Origin of the sequence: Caulobacter sp. 602-2 (genome assembly GCF_011043625.1) — a bacterium.
Taxonomy (GTDB): Bacteria; Pseudomonadota; Alphaproteobacteria; order Caulobacterales; family Caulobacteraceae; genus Caulobacter.
On the sequence record NZ_JAAKGT010000001.1, the window covers coordinates 803,854 to 822,412 of the forward strand.

Genomic DNA, 18,559 nt, shown 5'->3' on the forward strand with positions numbered 1-18,559 from the left:
CGATCCTTGATCCATGGCCGACGGCGCTGACATCCACCTTGATCCCGAACGCGCCGAGCGCCTGCGCGCCGCCGCGGAGGCGGCCGGCGTGACCCCCGAGGCCTTCGCCCTCCACGCCATCGACCAGGCGATCGACGACGATTGGGCGACCTCCATCGAAGCACTGGAGGATTACGAGCGCACCGGCGTCTCGTACTCCGTCGATGAGGTGATGGCCGAACTTCGTGCGAACGTGAAGGCCAAGCAGGCCGGGCGGAAATGACACGGACGGTCCGGCTGGCCAATCGGGCGCGTCGAGACCTTCTCAGACTTGACGATTTTCTGGCGGCGAAAAGTCCCGGCGCGGCTGAGCGGGCCATGGACGCCTTGCACGTTACGCTCCTCTCTCTTGGGGACCATGCGGAACGCGGCCGCATCGGACCGCATCCAGACTTTCGACAAATCAACGTGCGCTTCGGAGATTCCGGCTACGTGATTGAATATCGCATCACCGCGTCTGCCGTGATCGTCACCCACATCAAGCACGCCCGCGAGCGCTGAGCCCTACCCCGCCATCCGATAGCCCCGCGCCTCACTCGCGGTCGACACCCGGAAGCGGCTCGTCATTTCCGCCAGGCCGACGATCTCGCTCTTGAGGGCGTGGGCGACGGCGTTGGCTTCCTCGACCATGGCCGCGTTCTGCTGCACGCCCTGGTCCATCTGGTTGACGGCGGCGTTGACCTCGTTGAGGCCCGTGGCCTGTTCGCCGGCCGAGGCGGCCAGCTCGCGCACCAGGGCGTCGATCTCGCCCACCTTGAAGACGATGCCCTCCAGCGCCTCGCCGGTCTGGCCGACCAGCTTGACGCCCTCGTCGACCTGGCGGGCCGAGGTCGAGATCAGGGTCTTGATCTCCTTGGCGGCGTCGGCCGAGCGTTGGGCCAGGGCGCGGACCTCCTGGGCGACGACCGCGAAACCACGTCCAGCCTCGCCCGCCCGCGCGGCCTCGACACCGGCGTTCAGGGCCAGCAGGTTGGTCTGGAAGGCGATCTCGTCGATGACGCCGATGATCTGGCCGATCTGGCGCGAGGAGCTTTCGATGCCGGTCATGGCCTCGACCGCGCCGCGCACCACCTGGCCCGAGCGCTCGGCGTCGCCGCGGGCCGAGCCGACCACGCGGGCCGCTTCGCCGGCCCCCTGCGAGGCGCGGCGGACGGTGGCGGTGATCTCGTCCAGGGCCGCAGCGGTCTCTTCCAGGCCAGCGGCCTGCTGCTCGCTGCGGCGGGCGGTCTGGTCGGCGGCCGCGGCGATCTCGTCGGAGCCCCGGCCGATGCCGTCGACGGCCGCCAGGATCTGGCCCATGGCCTCGTCGAGATCGCCCATGGCGGCGTTGAAGTCGTCGCGCAGCTGGCGATAGCCGTCCGGGAAAGCCTCGGTGACCCGCACCGTCAGGTCGCCGCGCGACAGGCGCGACAGGCCCTGGGCGATGGCCTGCATGACGAAGGCCTGCTCGCGCGCGGCGACCTCGCGGGCGGCTTCGCTGCGGCCGCGCTCCTCGTCGCCGGCGGCCCGGGAACGGGCCTGCTCGGCCTGGGCGTCGCGCAGGGCCACGGCGTTGTCCTTGAACACCTGGACGGCCCTGGCCATCAGGCCCACCTCGTCGCGGCGACCGGCGCCGGCCACCGCGGCCTCGAGCCTTCCCTCCGCCAGGTCGCTCATGGCCCGCGACAGCCCCGCCACCGGCCGCGAGATCTTCACCGCGCCGATCCACAGCGCGAAGGCCACGCCCCCCAGGGCCGCAGCGACGCCGAACAGCAGGGTCAGCAGCACGCCGCGCTCGGCCTTGGTCCGGGCGGCCGTGACCATGGCGTCGGTTTCCTCGTGATAGCCGTCGCCCCAGGCCTTCACGTCCTTGGCCAGGCCGTCGATGGCCGGATCCATGACGGCCAGATGCGACATGGCACCGGTGTCATCATTGGCCAAACCTTTGTCGGCCGCGCCGCGCGCCTCGGCGTAGAGGGCGTCGATACGCGCCCGGAAGCCCTCGGCCTTCTCGGTGATCGCGGGGTCGAAGCCCGTCATCTTGTCGAGGCTGTCCTTGCCCTCGGCATAGACCTTGTCGAGCTCCTTGGAGGCCGCCGCGGCCTGCGCCGAGGCGCCGTCGTAGGTCACCGTGCGGTGGGCGGCATGGCCCATCATGGCCAGGCGACGGCTGAAGCGGGCCGACTGCACCTCGGCGGGGGCGCGGTGCTCGACCAGGCGGCTGGTGGCCGCATCCAGGCTCTTCTGCTGCCAGACGCCCAGGCCGGTGCAGCCGAGCACCGCCGCGCCCAGCACGACGGCCGGCAAGGCGACCTTCGACGCGATCTTGAGATCGTCGAGCTTCATGTGCGTTTCCCCCCGGATGTTTGTCTGGTCCGCCCCGGATTCGCGGTAGTCGAACGCAGTTTTTCGGCTGCGACGTAAAAACCCGGTTAAGTCGCTTGACCCCCGCGCTCACGGCTGTAGGACGCACGGCCCCTCCCCGGCCCGAGCTTTTCCCATGACGTCCGCCGTCCAGCCGACGATCGGCATCGATTTTGGCACCACCAACACCGTCGTCGCGATCGCCGACGGAACCGGTCCCGCGCGCCTGGTGCGCTTTCCCGTCGGCGAGAAGGACGTCTTCGCGTTCCGATCGGCCCTGAGCTTCCATTCGCTGGCCGGACCGGACGGCGCTCCCAGCGAGCGCATCATCGAGGCCGGTCCCTGGGCCATCGAGGCCTATGTCGAGGATCCGCTGGAGACGCGCTTCGTCCAGTCGTTCAAGACCTTCGCGGCCAGCGCGGCCTTCACCGAGACCCGCATCCTCGACAAGCGCTACCTGTTCGAGGACCTCTTGGCCGCCTTCTTGTTCAAGCTGCGCGACCATGCCGGCGGCCAGATGAGCGACCTGCCGCCGCGGGTGATCGTCGGCCGGCCCGTGACCTTCGCCGGCGGCAATCCCGACGAGGCCCTGGCCCTGCGCCGCTATGAGGCCGCGTTCGAGCGGCTCGGCTTCTCCGACATCCGCTACGCCCACGAACCGGTCGGCGCGGCGTTCTTCTTCGCCCGCCAGCTGAAGGACGACGCCACGGTGCTGGTGGCCGACTTCGGCGGCGGCACCAGCGACTTCTCGATCGTGCGGTTCGAGCGCCACGGGGGCCAGTTGCGCTCGGTGCCCCTGGCCCGTTCCGGCGTCGGCGTGGCCGGCGACGCCTTCGACTACCGGATCATCGACAACGTCGTCTCGCCGGAGCTGGGCAAGGGCAGCCTGTACAAGGCCATGTCCAGCCGCCTGCCGATCCCGCAGCGCTACTACACCGCCTTCGCCCGCTGGGACCAGCTGGCCCTGCTGCGGGCGTCCAAGGACATGCGCGACATCCGCGCCCTGGAGCGCACCGCGGTCGAGCCGGAGAAGATCGCCCGGCTGATCGAGGTGCTCGACGACAACCACGGCTACGCCCTCTACCGCTCGGTCTCAGGCCTTAAGGAGGCGCTGTCGAGCCAGGAGAGCGCGCGGTTCTCGTTCAAGGCCGGCTCGGTGGAGATCGAGCGCGAGGTGGCCCGCGAGGAGTTCGAGGGCTGGATCGCCCCGGAACTGAAGGCCATCGAGACGGCCGTGGACCAGGCCCTGGAGCGTTCGGGCCTGGCCGCGCAGGGCGTCGACCGCGTGTTCCTGACCGGCGGCTCGTCGTTCGTGCCGGCCGTGCGGGACATCTTCCTGCGCCGCTTCGGGGCCGAACGGATCGAGAGCGGCGGCGAGTTCGAGTCGATCGCCTCGGGCCTGGCCCTGATCGGGCATGAGACGGATCTCGACCTGTGGAGCGAACGCGCGCCGGGGTGAGGCCCTCCGGCCCTTCGTCCAAGATGCTCCCCCTGAAGGGGGAACTGTCGCGGAGCGACTGAGGGGGAAGGGACTTCCCACGTCGGGGCCCGACTCAGGCTCATCAGGAACTTCCCCCTCCGGCCCTCCGGGCTGCCTCCCCCAGAGGGGGAGGATCTGTTGGCGTGTGGCTCAGCGTTGCGCCTGCACCGTCTTCACGGGCGGCGCGGTTTCCCAGCCGCCGCCGAGGGCGAGGAACAGGCCGACCTGGTCGGCGGCGACGGCGGCGTCCGAGGCGGCCAGGGAGGCTTCCGCGCCGGCCAGGGTGCGCTGGGCGTCCAGGCCCTGAAGGTAGGGCGCGCGGCCGGCCTTGTAGAGGGCGGCGGCCTGGCGTTCGGCCTTCACGGCCTCGTCGCGGGCGGCGCGCAGGGCGGCGTTGCGGTCGAGTTCGTGGGCGTAGGCGGTCAGGCTGGTCTCGGTCTCGCGCAGGGCGTTGAGCACCACGCCGTCGAACCGCGCCAGCGCCCCGTCGGCCCCGGCCTCGGCGCCGCGGATGCGGGCGCGCTCGCCCTCGCCCGGCAGGGTCCAGGAGATCAGGCCCGACAGGCTCCAGCGGTTGGCGGCCGGCTGGCCGATGTCGGCGAGCAGGCCCGTCGAGCCCGCGCCCATGCCGAAGCTGATGTTCGGATAGAGCGCGCCGCGGGCCACGCCGATGCGGGCGGTGGCGCCGGCCAGAGCGCGCTCGGCCTGGCGCACGTCGGGACGGCGCGCAAGCAGGGCCGCGCCGTCGCCCACCGGCAGGGGCTGGGACAGCTTCGGCGGCGAGGCGCAGGCCTCGACGGCCTTGGGGAACTCCGCGGGCGGTTTGCCGGTGAGCACGGCCAGCTTGTAGAGCGCGGCCTTGCGATGGGCCTCGAAGCTGGGGATCGCCGCGCGCTGCAGGTCGACCTGGGCGCGGGCGCGGGTGGCGTCCAGCGCCGTGCCGCGGCCGGCGGCGATCAGGCGATTGGTGACCTCCAGGCCCTTCTGCTGGAGCTCCAGGCTGTGCTCGGCGACATGGATTTCGTGCCCCGCCGAGCAGGCCTCGACATAGGCCCGGGCGACATCGGCGGCGACGCTGACCCGGGCCAGGTCGAGGGCGGCCTGGCTGGCGTCGGCGTCGGCGTGGGCGGCCTCGGCGGCGCGCTTGAGGCGGCCCACCAGGTCGACCTGGTAGGAGACCTTCACGCCGGCGTCGGCCAGGTTCTCGACCGGCAGGGGCTGGGTCATCAGGTACTGCTCGCCGGACTCGCGGGCGCGCATCGCGGCCCCCGAGGCGCCGACCGAGAAGCCGCCGGCGTCGTCGGCCTCGCCGGCCACGGCGCGGGCGCGGGCTAGGTTGGCGGCGGCGACCCGCAGGTCGGTGTTGGCGCTCAGGGCTTCCTGGACCAGACCGTTGAGGGTCTCGTCGTCATAGAGCTTCCACCAGCCGTCGGGGACCGGATCCTGGCTGACGGCGGCGCTGGAGGCGCCCATGAATGGGGCTTGGGCGGCGGGCTCGTTGATCTTGGCGACGTCGGGACGCTTGTAGTCAGGACCGACGGTGGTGCAGGCGGCGAGCGCCAGCAGCGAGGCCGCGGCCGCCAGGGTGCGGATCGTGCTCACGAGACAGCCCCCTTGCCGGCGACCTTCCCAGCCCCCTGCCCCAGCACGGCCACGGTGGCCGTGCGGCCGGCGATCAGGCGCAGGTCCTTGGGCGTCTCGTCCAGGGCGACGCGGACGGGCACGCGCTGGGCCAGGCGCACCCAGCTGAAGGTGGGGTTGACGTTGGGCAGCAGGCTGGCCCCGGCGGCGCGGTCACGGTCCTCGATGCCGGCGGCGATCGACTGGATATGGCCGTGCAGCGGCCTGTCCTCGCCCATCACCGTGACGCTGACCTTCTGGCCGACGTGCAGGCCCTTGAGCTTGGTCTCCTCGAAATAACCCTCGACCCGGTAGGAGCGGCTGTCGATCAGGGCCAGAACCGGCTTGCCGGCGGTGACGTAGTCGCCGGTGCGCAGGGTGAGGTCCGACAGGAAGCCGTCGGTGGGCGCGACCACCAGGGTGCGCGACAGGTTCAGCGCCGCCAGATCGCGAGCGGCGAGCGCCTGGGCCAGGGCGGCCTGGCCCTGCTCGACCTTGGCCAGGCTCTGCTCGGTGATCTCGCCGGCCACCAGGTCGCCCAGCACGCGGTTGCGGGCCAGTTCGCGACGGGCCTGGGCCAGCTGGGCCTTCTGGGACGCGACGACGGCGTCGGCCTGCCGCAGCGCCAGGGCGTAGCGGTCGCGGTCGACATAGAACAACGGCTGGCCGGCCTTGACCGTCTGGTCGTTGACCACCTGGACGGCGGTCACCAGGCCCGAGACGTCGGGGGCGACCTGGACGATGTCGGCGCGGACGCGGCCGTCACGGGTCCAGGGATCGACCTGGTAGTGGTCCCAGAGGCGCTTGCCCCCGACCACGGCGACGGCGACGACGGCCAGGGTGACCGCGACGCGGCCGGCTTGCGGGAGGAGAGTTTTCAGCTGGGGCATGTTTTTCTTAGGTGCGGAAAGGCCAGGGCGTCGCGACCGCGGCGGCCCAGAGGATGACGAAGAGCGCGGTGTCGAAGAGCGCCGGGTGCCAGACGAAGCGGTAGGCGCCGACCCAGGACAGCACGCGTCGGAGCACGAAGGCGGCGACGAGGGCCACGACGGCCGAGACGAGGACGGACGACAGGAAGACGCCGTCGATGTTGTATTCGCCGGTCATGCGGCGGGCTCCGGATTGAAGGCGGGGGCGTCGGGGAAGAGATTGCGGCGTAGGCCTACGAGGCCGGTGACGCCGCCGGGTACGAACGGGGCTTCGCCCAGGCGGCTCAGCGCCAGGTCGACCCTCTTCAGCAGATCGGCGTGCGGCGGGGCGCGACGACCGGCCGACAGGGCCGCGTAGTGGTCGCCCACCCCGTCGAGGACGGCGTCGAGGCTGGCGCGGGCCGGGCCCGACAGGTCGCCGCGGGCGGTCTGGACGGTGACGAGGTTCATGCCCACCCGCAGGTCGCGCAGCACGTCGACGCCGACCAGATCGTGGCGCGGACCGACCGCGGCCAGCTTGGGGGTCAGAAGGCCCAGGCGGTCGACCAGGGCGGCGGCGAAGGCGGCCGGCTCGGGCGCGCGGCTGGACCGGGCCAGGCGGGCCAGGTTCTTCCAGGTGCGCGACAGCAGGCGCCGGGCGCCGGCGTCGATGCTCATCGAGCGCATGGCGGCGGTGACGAAGATCGCAGCCCCCAGGCCGACGAACTGGCCAAGATTGACGTTCAGGAAGCTGGCGAAGTCGGCGCTGAAGGTCTCCTGCAGGGCCAGCGCGTTGCAGAACCCCATCAGCGTGGCCAGCGCCGCGCCCATGGTCTTGGGGTTGGGAATGAACAGGCCGATGAACAGCAGAGGCGGCGCCAGGGTCAGGACCAGCAGCGGATAGCCGTCGATAGCCGGCAGCACGGCGAACATGTAAAGCGCCGACAGCGGCAACGAGACCAGGGTGAAGACCCCGAAGCTGCGGATGGCCGGCACGGGGTCGTCCATGGCCGCGAAGAAGCAGCAGAACACCGCCGCCATGACCGGCGCCGAAGCGCCGTCGCCCCAGCCCGAAACGATCCAGAGGGCGCAGGACAGCAGCACGGCGATGGCCGCCGCCGCCCCGGACAGCAACGCCAGCGGCAGGTCGCTGTGCATGCGCCGGCGGGCGGCGCTGGCCGTGGCGGCCGCCAGGTTGGGCGACAGCGGGGCGTCGGGGTTCTCCAGCCGGCTCATCAGGGCATGGCCCTCGCCCAGGGCCTGGACGGTCTCGGCCAGCCGCGCCAGCAGGCTCTCGACCAGCAGGGCGTTCCAGTCGCCGCCGCGCCGCTCGGCCGCCTCGGCCTTGAGGCGATCGATCAGGTCAAGGCCCGCGCCGCGGCCGGCCCCGGCCTTGATCCAGGCGACGACGGCGTCCAGCGCCCGGCGGGCGGCGGGATCAGCGACGTCCTTCAGCGCCTGCATGCGGTCGGACAGGCCCGACAGCAGCGGGATCAGGATCAGCAGGCGCTCGTGCAGCGCCCGCACGACGCCGGTGGTCTCGCGCAGGCGGGTGGTGTCGAACGGCAGGTGGGTGGCCAGCATCTGGATCTCGCTGGCGGCGGCGGCCAGGTGGCGGCGATCGCGGGCGAAAGCCTCTTCGTCGGCGCCCTTCAGCACGTCCAGCGCCCAGCGGTCGGCCTCGCCCAGCCAGGCGCCCAGGCGAGCGCGCAGGATGGTCCCGACGGGACGCGGGAAGACGAGACTGTGGACCAGGGTGGCGCAGACGATGCCCAGGCCGATCTCGACCACGCGCCAGACGGCCAGGTCGAAGATCGCGCCAGGCTGGCTGACGGCCGGAAAGCCGATGATGGCGGCGGTGTAGCCAGCCAGCATCAGAACATAGCTGCGCGGCGTGCGGTCGAGCAGCGAGATGGTCAGGCAGGCGCCGACCCACAAAGCCAGGGCCAGGCACAGCAGCACGGGCGCGTTGACCAGGTTGGGCACCAGGGCGACGGCGGCCGCGCCGCCCAGCATGGTGCCGAGCACGCGGTACAGCGCCTTGGAGCGCACGGCCCCGGCCAGCGGCTGGCTGACGATGTAGGCCGTGGTCATGGCCCAGTACGGACGCGGCAGGCCGACGGCGAAACCGATCCACAGGGCGAGCATGGCGGCGACGAAGCTGTTCAGCGAGAACAGCAGCGTCCACCGGTCGAACTTGGGCATGAGAGCCTTACGCCCCCTGCCCGTTGGCCGCTTCCAGGGCCGCCTCGAAGGCGGCGAAGGTGCGCAGGGTGGCGGCCAGATCCTCGTCGCTGACGCCCACCAGCAGACGCGAGCGGACGGACTGGACGGTGTCTTCGGCGATCACGGCCAGGGCCGCGCCGTCGCTGGTCAGGTGCAGGGTCTTGGCGCGGCCGTCGGCGGGGTCGTCGCGACGCTCCACCAGGCCGGCGGCGCACAGCTGGTCGAGCACGCGGACCAGCGACGGGCCTTCGACGCCCAGCTCCTCGGCCAGAACGCCTTGTCGCATGCCGCCGCCGGCGCGGGCGATGTGTAGCACCGGCAGGGCGCGAGCGTCGGAAAGGCCATGCTCGGCCAGGGCGCGATTGACCTCGCGGCGGTAGATGCGCGCCAAGCGCAGCACCGCGCCCGTGAAGGTGCGTTCGCTGGGAATGCGGGACGTCATGTAACGATGCTCAAAGAACGATAGGTAGCTTGCTATCTATTTAGATAGCTTCCTATCGATATCGATGCAAGCCGGCGCGAAAAGAAAAACGGCCCCGCTCGTGGGAGCGGGGCCGTTCATGGTGTCGCAGCTCAGAGGTAGGAGGAACTTCCCCCTCCGGCCCTCTGGGCCACCTCCCCCTTCAGGGGGAGGGTCGTTACTTGCCTGCCAGCGCCGCCTGAGCGGCCGCGAGGCGGGCGATCGGCACGCGGTAGGGCGAGCAGGACACGTAGTCGAGACCGACCTTCTCGCAGAAGGCGATCGAGGCGGGGTCGCCGCCGTGTTCGCCGCAGATGCCCAGCTTGACGTCGGGACGAGCCGCCCTGCCCCGCTCGGCGGCGATGCGGATCAGGTCGCCCACGCCGTCCTGGTCGAGGCTGACGAAGGGGTCCTTCTCGAAGATGCCCTTGTCGATATAGGCGCCCAGGAACTTGCCGGCGTCGTCGCGGCTGATGCCGAACGTCGTCTGGGTCAGGTCGTTGGTGCCGAAGCTGAAGAACTCGGCGTTGGCGGCCAGGTCGCCGGCCCGCAGGGCGGCGCGGGGCAGCTCCACCATCGTGCCGACGGTGTACTTCAGATCGACGCCCTGCTCGGCCAGCACCGCCTTGGCGACGCGGTCGGTCAGGTCGCGCAGGTACTTCATCTCTTCGCCCTTGGCGACGAGCGGGTGCATGATTTCCGGCACCGGAGCGGCCTTGCCCGACTTGGCGATCTCGCACGCCGCCTCGAGGATGGCCCGGACCTGCATCTCGTAGATCTCGGGATAGGAGACGCCCAGGCGGCAGCCGCGGTGGCCGAGCATGGGGTTGGTCTCGTGCAGCTCCTTGGCGCGACGCAGCAGCTTGCCGGCGTCGAGACCGGTGGCCTCGGCGACGGCCCGCACGTCTTCTTCCGTGTGCGGAAGGAACTCGTGCAGCGGCGGGTCGAGCAGGCGGATGGTGACCGGCAGGCCTTCCATGATCGTGAAGAGCTCGACGAAGTCGGCCTTCTGGAAGGGGGCGATCTTGGCCAGCGCCGTGCGGCGGCCAGCCTCGTCGTCGGCCAGGATCATCTCGCGCACCGCGGCGATGCGGGTGTCGTCGAAGAACATGTGCTCGGTGCGGCACAAGCCGATGCCCTCGGCGCCGAACTGGCGGGCGGTCTTGGCGTCGAGCGGGGTCTCGGCGTTGGCGCGCACCTTCAGGCGACGGACCTGATCGGCCCAGCCCATCAGGGTGGCGAAATCGCCGGTCAGCTCGGGCTCGATCATCTTGGGCGCGCCGGCCAGGATTTCGCCGGTGGAGCCGTCGATGGTGATGATCTCGCCGGCCTTGAACTCGCGACCCTTGGCCCGGAACAGACCTTCCTTGGCGAAGATCGACACGTCGCCGGCGCCGGAGACGCAAGGACGGCCCATGCCGCGCGCCACGACGGCGGCGTGGCTGGTCATGCCGCCGCGGGCGGTGATGATGCCGCGGGCGGCGTGCATGCCGTGGATGTCTTCCGGCGAGGTCTCTTCACGCACCAGGATCACGGCTTCGCCGTTGGCGGCGGCCTTCTCGGCCTCGTCGCTGTCGAAGACGATCTTGCCGGTGGCCGCGCCGGGCGAAGCCGGCAGGCCGACGGTGACGACGTCGCGGTGCGCGGCCGGATCGATGGTCGGGTGCAGCAGTTGGTCCAGCGAGGCCGGCTCGACGCGGCTGACGCCCTCTTCCTTGCTGATCACGCCCTCGGCGGCCATGTCGACGGCGATCTTCAACGCGGCCTTGGCGGTGCGCTTGCCGTTGCGAGTCTGCAGCATGTAGAGCGTGCCCTGCTCCACCGTGAACTCGATGTCCTGCATGTCGCGGTAGTGGCGCTCCAGCGTCTCGACCACGGTCTTGAACTGGCCGAACACCTCCGGCATCGCCTCTTCCATCGAGGGGGCCGTGTCGCCCATCTCCTCGCGGGCGGCCTTGGTCAGCGACTGCGGCGTGCGGATGCCGGCGACGACGTCCTCGCCCTGGGCGTTGATCAGGAACTCGCCATAGAGGCGGTTGTCGCCGTTCGACGGGTTGCGCGTGAAGGCCACGCCGGTGGCCGAGGTGTCGCCCATGTTGCCGAACACCATCGACTGGATGTTGACGGCGGTGCCCCAGCTTTCGGGGATGTCGTGCATGCGGCGATAGAACTTGGCGCGGTCGTTCATCCAGCTGGCGAACACGGCGCCGACGGCGCCCCACAGCTGCTCCTGGGCGTCCTGCGGGAACGGCTTGCCCAGCTCGTTGAGGACGGCGGCCTTGTAGTCCTTGATCACGCCGGCCCAGTCGTCGGCGGTGAGGCCGGTGTCGACGTGGACGTCGAGGCGATCCTTATGGTCGTCGAGGATTTCCTCGAACATGTGGTGCTCCAGGTCGAGCACGACGTTCGAGTACATCTGGATGAAGCGGCGGTAGCTGTCGTAGGCGAAGCGGCGGTCGCCCGACAGCTTGGCCAGGCCCTCGACGGTCTCGTCGTTGAGGCCCAGGTTCAGGACGGTGTCCATCATGCCCGGCATCGAGGCGCGAGCGCCCGAGCGCACCGACACCAGCAGCGGATTGGCCACATCGCCGAAACGCTTGCCGGTGATGGCCTCGATCTTGGCGAGCCCGGCGGCGACCTGACCGGCCAGCTCGGCCGGATACTGCTTGCCGTTGGCGTAGTAGTGGACGCAGGCCTCGGTGGTGATCGTAAAGCCGGGCGGAACCGGCAGACCCAGCGACGACATCTCGGCGAGATTGGCGCCCTTGCCTCCGAGGAGGTTCTTCATCGAGGCGTCGCCGTCAGCGCCGCCTCCCCCGAACGAATAGACCCAAAGGGACTTCGTCAGCGTCTCTACCGGCATTTTGAGTTCACCCTGCGATAAAGTGAAAAAAGGCCGCGCCCTCTATCGGGGTCGTCTCGCCCTGGAACAGCCCTGCGAACTTGAATCTCGCAGTGCAATATCCGTGGCCTCCCTAGCATTTTGGCCAAGAACGCGTCCACATGTGCGTTGCGTTCCCGCAGATTTGCCAAGAATTCAGCAAATCATTGCTATGACAACGTTGTCTTGATCGCAGTTTGACAGCACACGCCACTTCAAAGGCACGAAACGTCGCCATACGGAGAATAGCTACGCTTGCGCGGGACTGGTCGGCGACCACCGCGAGCAGCCCGAAACGACAATGATCGCACAGCGAGCGCGCGGCCGCTCAGCGCTTCTTGCCGAGCTCGGCGGCGATGTCCTTGGTCATCCGGCCCACCTTGCGGTGGGCGGTCGTGATCTGCTCGCGCGTCACGCCCCAGCGCTTCATCCAGTATTCGACGGCCTGGCGCTCGGAGAGATCGAGGCGGTCCTTGTCGATGAAGCCGCGCTTGTCCTTGAGACCGGCCATCAGCTGTTCCACGGCTTGGTGGAGCCGGCCGCCTTGCGGGCCGCCTGCTCGCGTTGAAAGCGACCGCCGCGCGGCGGCTTGGGCTTGGCGGCCAGCGCCGCCTGCTTGATGCGCAGGGCCCGCTGGATCGGAGTTTCGCCGGGCGGGCCGTCGTCGGTGGGATCGCTCATGGGAGAGAGGTTAGCACGTAGCCCGTGCGTCCTTCGAGGCCCGCTTGCGCGGGCGCCTCAGGATGAGGAATTCAGTGCAATGGCGTCCTCATCCTGAGGTGCGAGGCGCAAGCCGAGCCTCGAAGGACGCACTGCCCCTCACCCCTCGATGATGTGCGGCACGAACCGGGCCAGGTTCTTGGTGACCTGGCTGTCGTCCTCGCGGATGCCCATGCCGACGGGCTCGGCCCCGACGATCCAGGCGCCGACCACCGGATGCTTGCCGTCGAAGCTGGGCGGCGGGTGGAAGGCCTGGACGATCGCGCCTTCAGCGCCATAGCCCTGGTCGAGCACCGGCTCGGCGCCCTCGCCGACGATCTCGACATTGGCGCCCTCGCGCGAGAACAGCGGCTTGCGCACGTAGTTCGCGCCCAGCGCAGAAGCGGCCGGATCGCCTACGAAATAGGCCTCCAGCAGGTTGGGATGGCCCTTGTGGCGTTCCCACAGCAGCGGAAGGATCGCCTTGTTGGACAGGATCGCCTTCCACGGCGGCTCCAGCCAGCGGACCTTGGCCGTGGTCAGGTTGGCCGCGTAGGGCTCGCGCAGCATGTCTTCCCACGGATAGAGCTTGAACGCCGCCTGCAGCAGGTAGCCGTCGGTGTCGACGAACTGGCCCTCTTCGTTGAGGCCGATGGCGTTCATGGCCACGAACTTGGGGTCCAGGCCCGCCTGGGCGGCCAGATCCTCCAGGAACCGCACCGTCTGGCGATCCTCGACAGCCTCGTCGTCGCTGGCGAAGTGCACGAAGCCGCCATTGGGGAACAGCACCTTGAAGCGGTCGCGCATCGCTTCGAACAGGCTGTTGAACTGGTCGGTCCCGGCCGGTAGGGCGCCCTGCCCCAACAGGTCTTCCAGCCACAGCCACTGGAAGGTGGCGGCCTCGAACAGGCTGGTGGGGGTGTCGGCGTTGTATTCGTAGAGCTTGGGCGGGCCAGAGCCGTCATAGCCGAAATCGAATCGGCCGTAGAGCGAGGGCTCCTTGGCGCGCCAGGAGGCGGCGACGAAATCCCAGTGCTCGCGCGGGATCGCCAGCTTTTCGAGGATCTCCTCGCTGGCGACCGCCTCGTCGACGAGATCAAGGCACAGGTCATGAAGCTCGGCCGCGGCCGGCTCCAGGTGCTCCTCGATCTCGCGCAGGGTGAAGGCGTACGCCGTCCCCTCGTCCCAATAGGCCTGTCCGCCGGTGTGATGGTAGACGAAGCCGACGGCCTCGGCCTTCTCGCGCCAGTCGGCGCGAGGGGTCAGGGTAAGACGACGCACGCTGAGCTCTTATTCGGACTTCGAACCGTCGGCGGCCTTGTCCTCGATCTGCAGCGGGGCGGGCTGCGGCGCGAGGCGGGCCAGGATGTCGTCGGCAGACGACTGGCCCGGCAGGATGCCGGCCACGCGCAGCTTCTCGTCGAGATCGGCGCCGGTGCGGCGGTCTTCCAGTTCGCCGGCGGCCTTGATCTTTTCGCCGCGGATCATCTGGCGCTCCTTGATCCGCGCCAGGCTGTCGGCGGCCGAGCCCAGCGAGGCGCCGGCGCCGGCGCCGCGGGCGGTGACGGCGGCCTGGGCCTTCTGGACCGACTCATTGACCTTCACGACCTCGACCTCGCGCTTGAGCGTGTCGATGCGGCGGTCGGTGGCGGCGATGGCCTGGTGCAGCTGGTCCTCGGCCTCGCGCATGCCGCCGATCTGCGGCTCCTTCAGCGAGATCTCGCTCTCGATGTCGGCGATGCGCTGGGCGACCTGGCGGGCGAGATCCATGTCGCCCTTGGTGACGGCGGCGCGGGCGGAGTTCTCGTACTTGGCCACCTGCTCGCGCAGGCTCTTGACGTCGTTCTCCTGGATGCGGCGACGGGCCACCAGGGTGGCGAGGTTGTCGCGCGCCTTGGCCTGGGCCGTGTCGGCGTCGCGGATTTCCTGGTCGAGGATGCGGATGGCGTTGGCGTCGACGACGGCGGACGTGGCTTCGTGGGCGCCGGCGCGACCCAGGGTGAACAGCTTGCGCCAGATGGACATCGGAAGGCTCCGGGAAATTCTAGGTTTGGGTCAGGCGGCGGACGAGAACGAGGTGCGCAGGTCGGAAGCCACTTCGATGGCGTTCTCGGCCAGGGTGCGCAACTCGATCAGGATGTCCTCGATCGAGGTGGTGGTCGAGAGTTCGCCGAACAGTTCGTAGTAGTCGCGGCCGCCGACGGCGCAGATGCCGAAGTTCGACAGCGGCACCAGCTTCTGGGCCTTGAGCAGGAACTCGTTGAAGGCGTGACGGTCTTCCTGTTCGTCGACCGGCCACAGCAGGGCCGAGGCGGCGACCTGCTGGTCGCTGACGCTGATGTAGATCTCCAGATCGCCATGCCAGTGCATGGTCGCCAGCAGGATTTCGTCGGCGCCGTCCAGGACGCTGACGGTGATCTCGTCGGCGCCGCGTCCGGGCGCTTCGTCCAGGGCCGCCTTCAGCGAGCGGACAGTCCAGGGCGTCTGACTCATCGGGTCGTGATCCTCTTCAGCGGGCCATCTTGGCCGTGTTCATACAAGATGGGAACCCGAACGCCAGCCGTCGAGAGCGAGCGGCGCCCCTTTTACAGCGCAGGCTGGCGCCGTACATGAGGGGCCAGTGTTGCAGGGACCCGCCATGTTCAGTCGCTTATTCGGCCGCAAGGAACCCGCCCCGGAGTCGGCGCTGCCGGCCATCCGCAACGTGACCCTGGGCCGGACGGTCTGGCTGGACCCGCTGGCCTGGAAGCGGTTCGGAAGCGACACCAAGTTCCCGCTCGACCGCGACACGCTGGAAATCACCGCCCAGGGCCTGGTGGACCTGAAGGACGGCGGCTTCGTGCACCGGTTCTACACCGACGACCACGTGATGTTTCAGGCCGTGTCGGACGATCGCGCCGGCCAGCGCCTGACCGACGTCACCATCTTCGTGCCCTGGGACAGCGCCTATCCGGGCGGCCGCGCCGACCGCGACGCCTGGGGCAAGCGCCTGCGCGCCCGCAGCTTCGCCGCCGCCGGCCTGCCGGAGTACTATCGCTTCTGGTTCGGCGACGAGGCCGAGAGCCAGGAGCCGGTGACCTTCTGGGAAGAGCTGCACGACGACCGCGACGGCGTGCCCGACCGCAAGATCTTCCAGACCTGCATGCTGTTCGCCCGCGACCTGCCCGGCGAGGGCCGCGAACTGCTGCTGGCCATCGAGATGGAGACCGAGGACCGCGAGGTCTCGTTCGAAACCATGATCGGCGTGCCGCTCGAAGTGGGCGAATTCCGCGCCTAAGCCTACCTGACAGGGGGAAAGACCATGTTCGACGTCAATGCCTTCGGCGAAAGCGCCCTGGCCTTCCTGGTGGCCTTCGTCGCCGCCGGCGTGTTCACCGTCGCGTTCAAGATCGTCTACCAGGCGGTGACGCCCTATGACGAAGCCAAGCTGATCCGCGAGGGCAACGTCGCCGCGGCCGTCGCCCTGGGCGGCGCCGTGGTCGGCTACGTGCTGCCGCTGGCCTCGGCACTCAGCCACACCGTCAGCCTGATGGAGTTCGCCGCCTGGGCCCTGCTGGCCGGCGTGATCCAGATCGCCGCCTTCACCCTGGTGCGCTTCACCGTGCTCAAGGACCTGATCGACCGCATCGAGAAGGCCGAACTGGCCGCCGGCGTGTACCTGGCCTCGATCTCGCTGGCCGTCGGCCTGCTAAACGCCGCCTGCATGACCTCGTGAGGCCGGACATGAACGCGCTTTCTCCCCTGCCCGCACCAGTCTCGGCTTCGACGCGGCGCCGCAAGCGCTCCAGCGCCGTGGCGCTGACCAGCCTGATGGCCGGCTCGGCCTTCACCCTGGTCGCGTGCGACGATCCCGGCTCGGCCACGCAATGGGGCGATCCGCCCGCCGCCGTCTCGGGCCAGAAGGTCGACGCCTCCAGCTTCGCCAGCCTGGACGAGTGCAAGGCCTCGGGCGACTTCACCGCCGACCAGTGCCAGACGGCCTATGACGAGGCCCAGAAGGCCAGCGCCGAGAACGCCCCAAAGTTCTCCGACCAGAAGAGCTGCGAGGAGCGCTACGGCGTCGACCAGTGCGTGCCGCGCAGCCAGGCCAATGGCGGCGGCAGCTTCTTCACCCCACTGCTGACCGGCTTCATCATCGGCCAGGCCCTGGAAGGCATGAACAACCGCGGCTATCGCGGCGCGCCGATGTATCGCGACCGCGACGGCACCTACTACAGCGGCTCGGGCTACCCGATCTCGCGCGACTACCTCTCGGGCCGCAGCCGGGTGCGCCAGGACAGCTTCGACGCGCCCTCGCGCTACGAGGCCCCGGCCCGGGTGCAGAGCCGCAGCAGCGTCATCTCGCGCGGCGGCTTCGGCGGCGGATCGCGCGGCTTCGGCGGCTGATTGGAACTGATGACCGGTCGTCTCGCGTTGGATCCTCAAGGACCACGCGAGGCGACCGCATGACCGACAAGACCATCACCGGCGTTCCCCACCCGCGTTGGTGGCAACGCCATCCCACCCTGGCGTTCTGCGCCGCCTGGGCCGTGGGCCTGGGATTTTTCGCGACCCTCGTCGCTCTCGGGCTTCAGGCCGCGGCCTGAACCGTCCCGCGCTGCAGCGTACGCACGGCGGTCAGCAGCCGCGCCGGCGTGATCGGCTTTTCCAGCCACATGTCGGGCTCGACCTGCAGCACCCGCGGATCGCTGGCCGACACCATCAGCACCGGCACGTCGCGATCCTCGACCGCGCGCATCAGTTCGGCCCCCGTCATCCGCGGCATCGAGTTGTCGGTGATCAGGAGATCGGGGGCGAAGGCGTCGAACGCGTCCAGCGCCTCGCGGCCGTCACGGCTCCACAGGACCTCGAATCCAGCGTCCTGCAGCAGCATCTCGTAGACGCCGCCGAGGAGAATGTCGTCTTCCGCAATGAGGATCCGTCGCATGGCCAGCCCCAGCCCTGTCGAATGTGTGAACAGGTCTTAACCATGCCGCGACACCCGGTGTCAGCGTGCGCAATCGTCGCATTTCCCGAAGTTGAGCAACCAGAGACCGAGTCGCGCGACTCACTTCATCCGAAGGCTTAGTCCGGCCGCGACCAGATGGACGGCGTCGGCGGCCCGGGCCAGGGCCTGGTGCAGGCGGCCGGCCTCGTCGCGGAACCTGCGGGCCAAGGCGTTGTCGGGCACGACGCCCCAGCCGACCTCGTTTGAGACCAGCCAAAGCTCGCCGTCGAAGTCGGCGACCGCCGCGACAAGTTCGGCGCCGGCGGACGAAACGTCGCACTCGGCCAGCATCAGGTTGGTCAGCCAGAGGGTGAGGCAATCGACGACCGCCACAGCGCCCGGCGGCAGACCGCGCAGGGCTCCGGCAAGGTCGATGGGCGCTTCCAGCGTGGTCCAGGCGTCTCTACGGTCTCGCTGATGGCGGGCGATGCGCTCCTCCATCTCGGCGTCGAAGGCCTGGGCGGTGACGACCATCACCGGCGTGACGCCGCGCGAGCGGGCCGCGATCTCGGCCGCGCCCTGGGCGAAGGCGCTCTTGCCGGAACGGGCCCCGCCCAGGACCAGGGTGACTGACAACGCTTAGGCCTCCAGATTGACGGTGTGCGGCGCACCATATAGTGCAGCCAGCGCGACAGGTTCCTCCCAAAGAGGATGAAAAGGGAACTCGGGTGTGAAACCCGGGCTGCCCCCGCAACTGTAAGCGGCGAGTTCGCGCGTCACATGCCACTGGGACTGTTCTTCGGAAGAGGCCTGGGAAGGCGACGCGCAGCAACGATGACCCGCGAGCCAGGAGACCTGCCTGTCGCGGTCGTTTTTCGTCCGGCCGGGGTGCGCCGTACGATCGGGTTCTTCCCCGCATGACGACGCTGGTCCGGGCGTGTTCCTCGTGGAGCACGCTCCTTCTTGTCGCGCACGG

Annotated in this window: 21 protein-coding genes and 1 riboswitch; of the genes, 7 read left to right on the forward strand and 14 right to left on the reverse strand. The window is 69.6% G+C overall.

Annotated features, from left to right (window positions below; all coding sequences use genetic code 11):
* Positions 1-13: 13 nt before the first annotated feature.
* On the forward strand, positions 14-262 hold the full coding sequence (locus G5B46_RS03650) for a hypothetical protein (RefSeq protein WP_165256138.1): 249 nt from the start codon (positions 14-16) through the stop codon (positions 260-262).
* On the forward strand, positions 259-540 hold the full coding sequence (locus G5B46_RS03655) for a type II toxin-antitoxin system RelE/ParE family toxin (RefSeq protein ID WP_165256140.1): 282 nt from the start codon (positions 259-261) through the stop codon (positions 538-540). Before G5B46_RS03650 ends, G5B46_RS03655 begins: the two co-directional genes overlap by 4 nt.
* A gap of 3 nt (positions 541-543) precedes the next feature.
* On the opposite strand, the gene G5B46_RS03660 is transcribed toward G5B46_RS03655, so the two are convergent.
* Positions 544-2,364, reverse strand: coding sequence for a methyl-accepting chemotaxis protein (locus G5B46_RS03660; RefSeq protein WP_165256142.1), 1,821 nt, complete (start codon positions 2,362-2,364; stop codon positions 544-546).
* Between the two features lie 154 nt (positions 2,365-2,518).
* Between G5B46_RS03660 and G5B46_RS03665 the strand changes: the two genes are divergently transcribed.
* Positions 2,519-3,841 (forward strand): Hsp70 family protein, encoded by a 1,323-nt coding sequence (locus G5B46_RS03665; RefSeq protein ID WP_165256144.1) that lies wholly within the window; start codon positions 2,519-2,521, stop codon positions 3,839-3,841.
* A 171-nt stretch (positions 3,842-4,012) separates the two neighbouring features.
* Here the strand turns inward: G5B46_RS03665 and G5B46_RS03670 are convergent, their stop codons facing one another.
* The 11 genes from G5B46_RS03670 to G5B46_RS03720 form a co-directional block, all read right to left on the reverse strand.
* A complete protein-coding gene (locus G5B46_RS03670) occupies positions 4,013-5,464 on the reverse strand; it encodes an efflux transporter outer membrane subunit (protein WP_165256146.1) in 1,452 nt (483 codons plus the stop codon).
* The gene (locus G5B46_RS03675; RefSeq protein WP_165256148.1) at positions 5,461-6,372 is read right to left on the reverse strand and encodes an efflux RND transporter periplasmic adaptor subunit; all 912 of its coding nucleotides are present in this window, start codon (positions 6,370-6,372) and stop codon (positions 5,461-5,463) included. The genes G5B46_RS03670 and G5B46_RS03675 overlap by 4 nt, the downstream gene beginning before the upstream one ends.
* Before the next feature lie 7 nt (positions 6,373-6,379).
* Positions 6,380-6,589: a DUF1656 domain-containing protein gene (locus G5B46_RS03680; protein ID WP_165256150.1), complete on the reverse strand. Its 210-nt coding sequence runs from the start codon at positions 6,587-6,589 to the stop codon at positions 6,380-6,382.
* Positions 6,586-8,595, reverse strand: coding sequence for an FUSC family protein (locus tag G5B46_RS03685; protein ID WP_165256152.1), 2,010 nt, complete (start codon positions 8,593-8,595; stop codon positions 6,586-6,588). Before G5B46_RS03685 ends, G5B46_RS03680 begins: the two co-directional genes overlap by 4 nt.
* Positions 8,596-8,602: 7 nt before the next feature.
* On the reverse strand, positions 8,603-9,058 hold the full coding sequence (locus G5B46_RS03690; protein ID WP_165256154.1) for a MarR family transcriptional regulator: 456 nt from the start codon (positions 9,056-9,058) through the stop codon (positions 8,603-8,605).
* Positions 9,059-9,254: 196 nt separating this feature from the next.
* Complete coding sequence (gene ppdK / locus G5B46_RS03695; RefSeq protein ID WP_165256156.1) at positions 9,255-11,939, reverse strand: pyruvate, phosphate dikinase; 2,685 nt, start codon at positions 11,937-11,939, stop codon at positions 9,255-9,257.
* A gap of 346 nt (positions 11,940-12,285) precedes the next feature.
* Positions 12,286-12,468 carry a DUF3606 domain-containing protein gene (locus G5B46_RS03700; RefSeq protein ID WP_101716176.1) on the reverse strand — a complete coding sequence of 61 codons (183 nt, stop codon included), beginning with the start codon at positions 12,466-12,468 and terminating at the stop codon, positions 12,286-12,288.
* The gene (locus tag G5B46_RS03705; protein ID WP_165256158.1) at positions 12,468-12,638 is read right to left on the reverse strand and encodes a hypothetical protein; all 171 of its coding nucleotides are present in this window, start codon (positions 12,636-12,638) and stop codon (positions 12,468-12,470) included. The genes G5B46_RS03700 and G5B46_RS03705 overlap by 1 nt, the downstream gene beginning before the upstream one ends.
* 138 nt (positions 12,639-12,776) lie before the next feature.
* Positions 12,777-13,937 carry a glutathionylspermidine synthase family protein gene (locus G5B46_RS03710; RefSeq protein ID WP_165256160.1) on the reverse strand — a complete coding sequence of 387 codons (1,161 nt, stop codon included), beginning with the start codon at positions 13,935-13,937 and terminating at the stop codon, positions 12,777-12,779.
* A 9-nt stretch (positions 13,938-13,946) separates the two neighbouring features.
* The gene (locus tag G5B46_RS03715; RefSeq protein WP_165256162.1) at positions 13,947-14,681 is read right to left on the reverse strand and encodes a PspA/IM30 family protein; all 735 of its coding nucleotides are present in this window, start codon (positions 14,679-14,681) and stop codon (positions 13,947-13,949) included.
* A gap of 30 nt (positions 14,682-14,711) precedes the next feature.
* The gene (locus tag G5B46_RS03720) at positions 14,712-15,149 is read right to left on the reverse strand and encodes a YjfI family protein (protein WP_165256164.1); all 438 of its coding nucleotides are present in this window, start codon (positions 15,147-15,149) and stop codon (positions 14,712-14,714) included.
* A gap of 145 nt (positions 15,150-15,294) precedes the next feature.
* On the opposite strand from G5B46_RS03720, the gene G5B46_RS03725 reads away from it, so the two are divergent.
* Genes G5B46_RS03725 through G5B46_RS03740 form a run of 4 tightly spaced genes read left to right on the forward strand, consistent with a single transcriptional unit; the run spans position 15,295 to position 17,242 of the window.
* Positions 15,295-15,933: a DUF2491 family protein gene (locus G5B46_RS03725; protein ID WP_165256166.1), complete on the forward strand. Its 639-nt coding sequence runs from the start codon at positions 15,295-15,297 to the stop codon at positions 15,931-15,933.
* Between the two features lie 24 nt (positions 15,934-15,957).
* Entirely contained in the window at positions 15,958-16,371 is a 414-nt protein-coding gene (locus tag G5B46_RS03730; protein ID WP_165256168.1) for a DUF350 domain-containing protein, read from the forward strand.
* Between the two features lie 8 nt (positions 16,372-16,379).
* On the forward strand, positions 16,380-17,042 hold the full coding sequence (locus tag G5B46_RS03735) for a DUF1190 domain-containing protein (RefSeq protein WP_165256170.1): 663 nt from the start codon (positions 16,380-16,382) through the stop codon (positions 17,040-17,042).
* A gap of 59 nt (positions 17,043-17,101) precedes the next feature.
* The gene (locus tag G5B46_RS03740) at positions 17,102-17,242 is read left to right on the forward strand and encodes a hypothetical protein (protein WP_165256172.1); all 141 of its coding nucleotides are present in this window, start codon (positions 17,102-17,104) and stop codon (positions 17,240-17,242) included.
* Here the strand turns inward: G5B46_RS03740 and G5B46_RS03745 are convergent.
* Positions 17,227-17,583, reverse strand: coding sequence for a response regulator (locus tag G5B46_RS03745; protein WP_165256174.1), 357 nt, complete (start codon positions 17,581-17,583; stop codon positions 17,227-17,229). The genes G5B46_RS03740 and G5B46_RS03745 overlap by 16 nt on opposite strands.
* A gap of 120 nt (positions 17,584-17,703) precedes the next feature.
* Positions 17,704-18,219: a bifunctional adenosylcobinamide kinase/adenosylcobinamide-phosphate guanylyltransferase gene (gene cobU, locus G5B46_RS03750; protein WP_165256176.1), complete on the reverse strand. Its 516-nt coding sequence runs from the start codon at positions 18,217-18,219 to the stop codon at positions 17,704-17,706.
* Between the two features lie 40 nt (positions 18,220-18,259).
* Positions 18,260-18,461: riboswitch (cobalamin riboswitch) on the forward strand.
* The last annotated feature ends 98 nt before the right edge of the window (positions 18,462-18,559 follow it).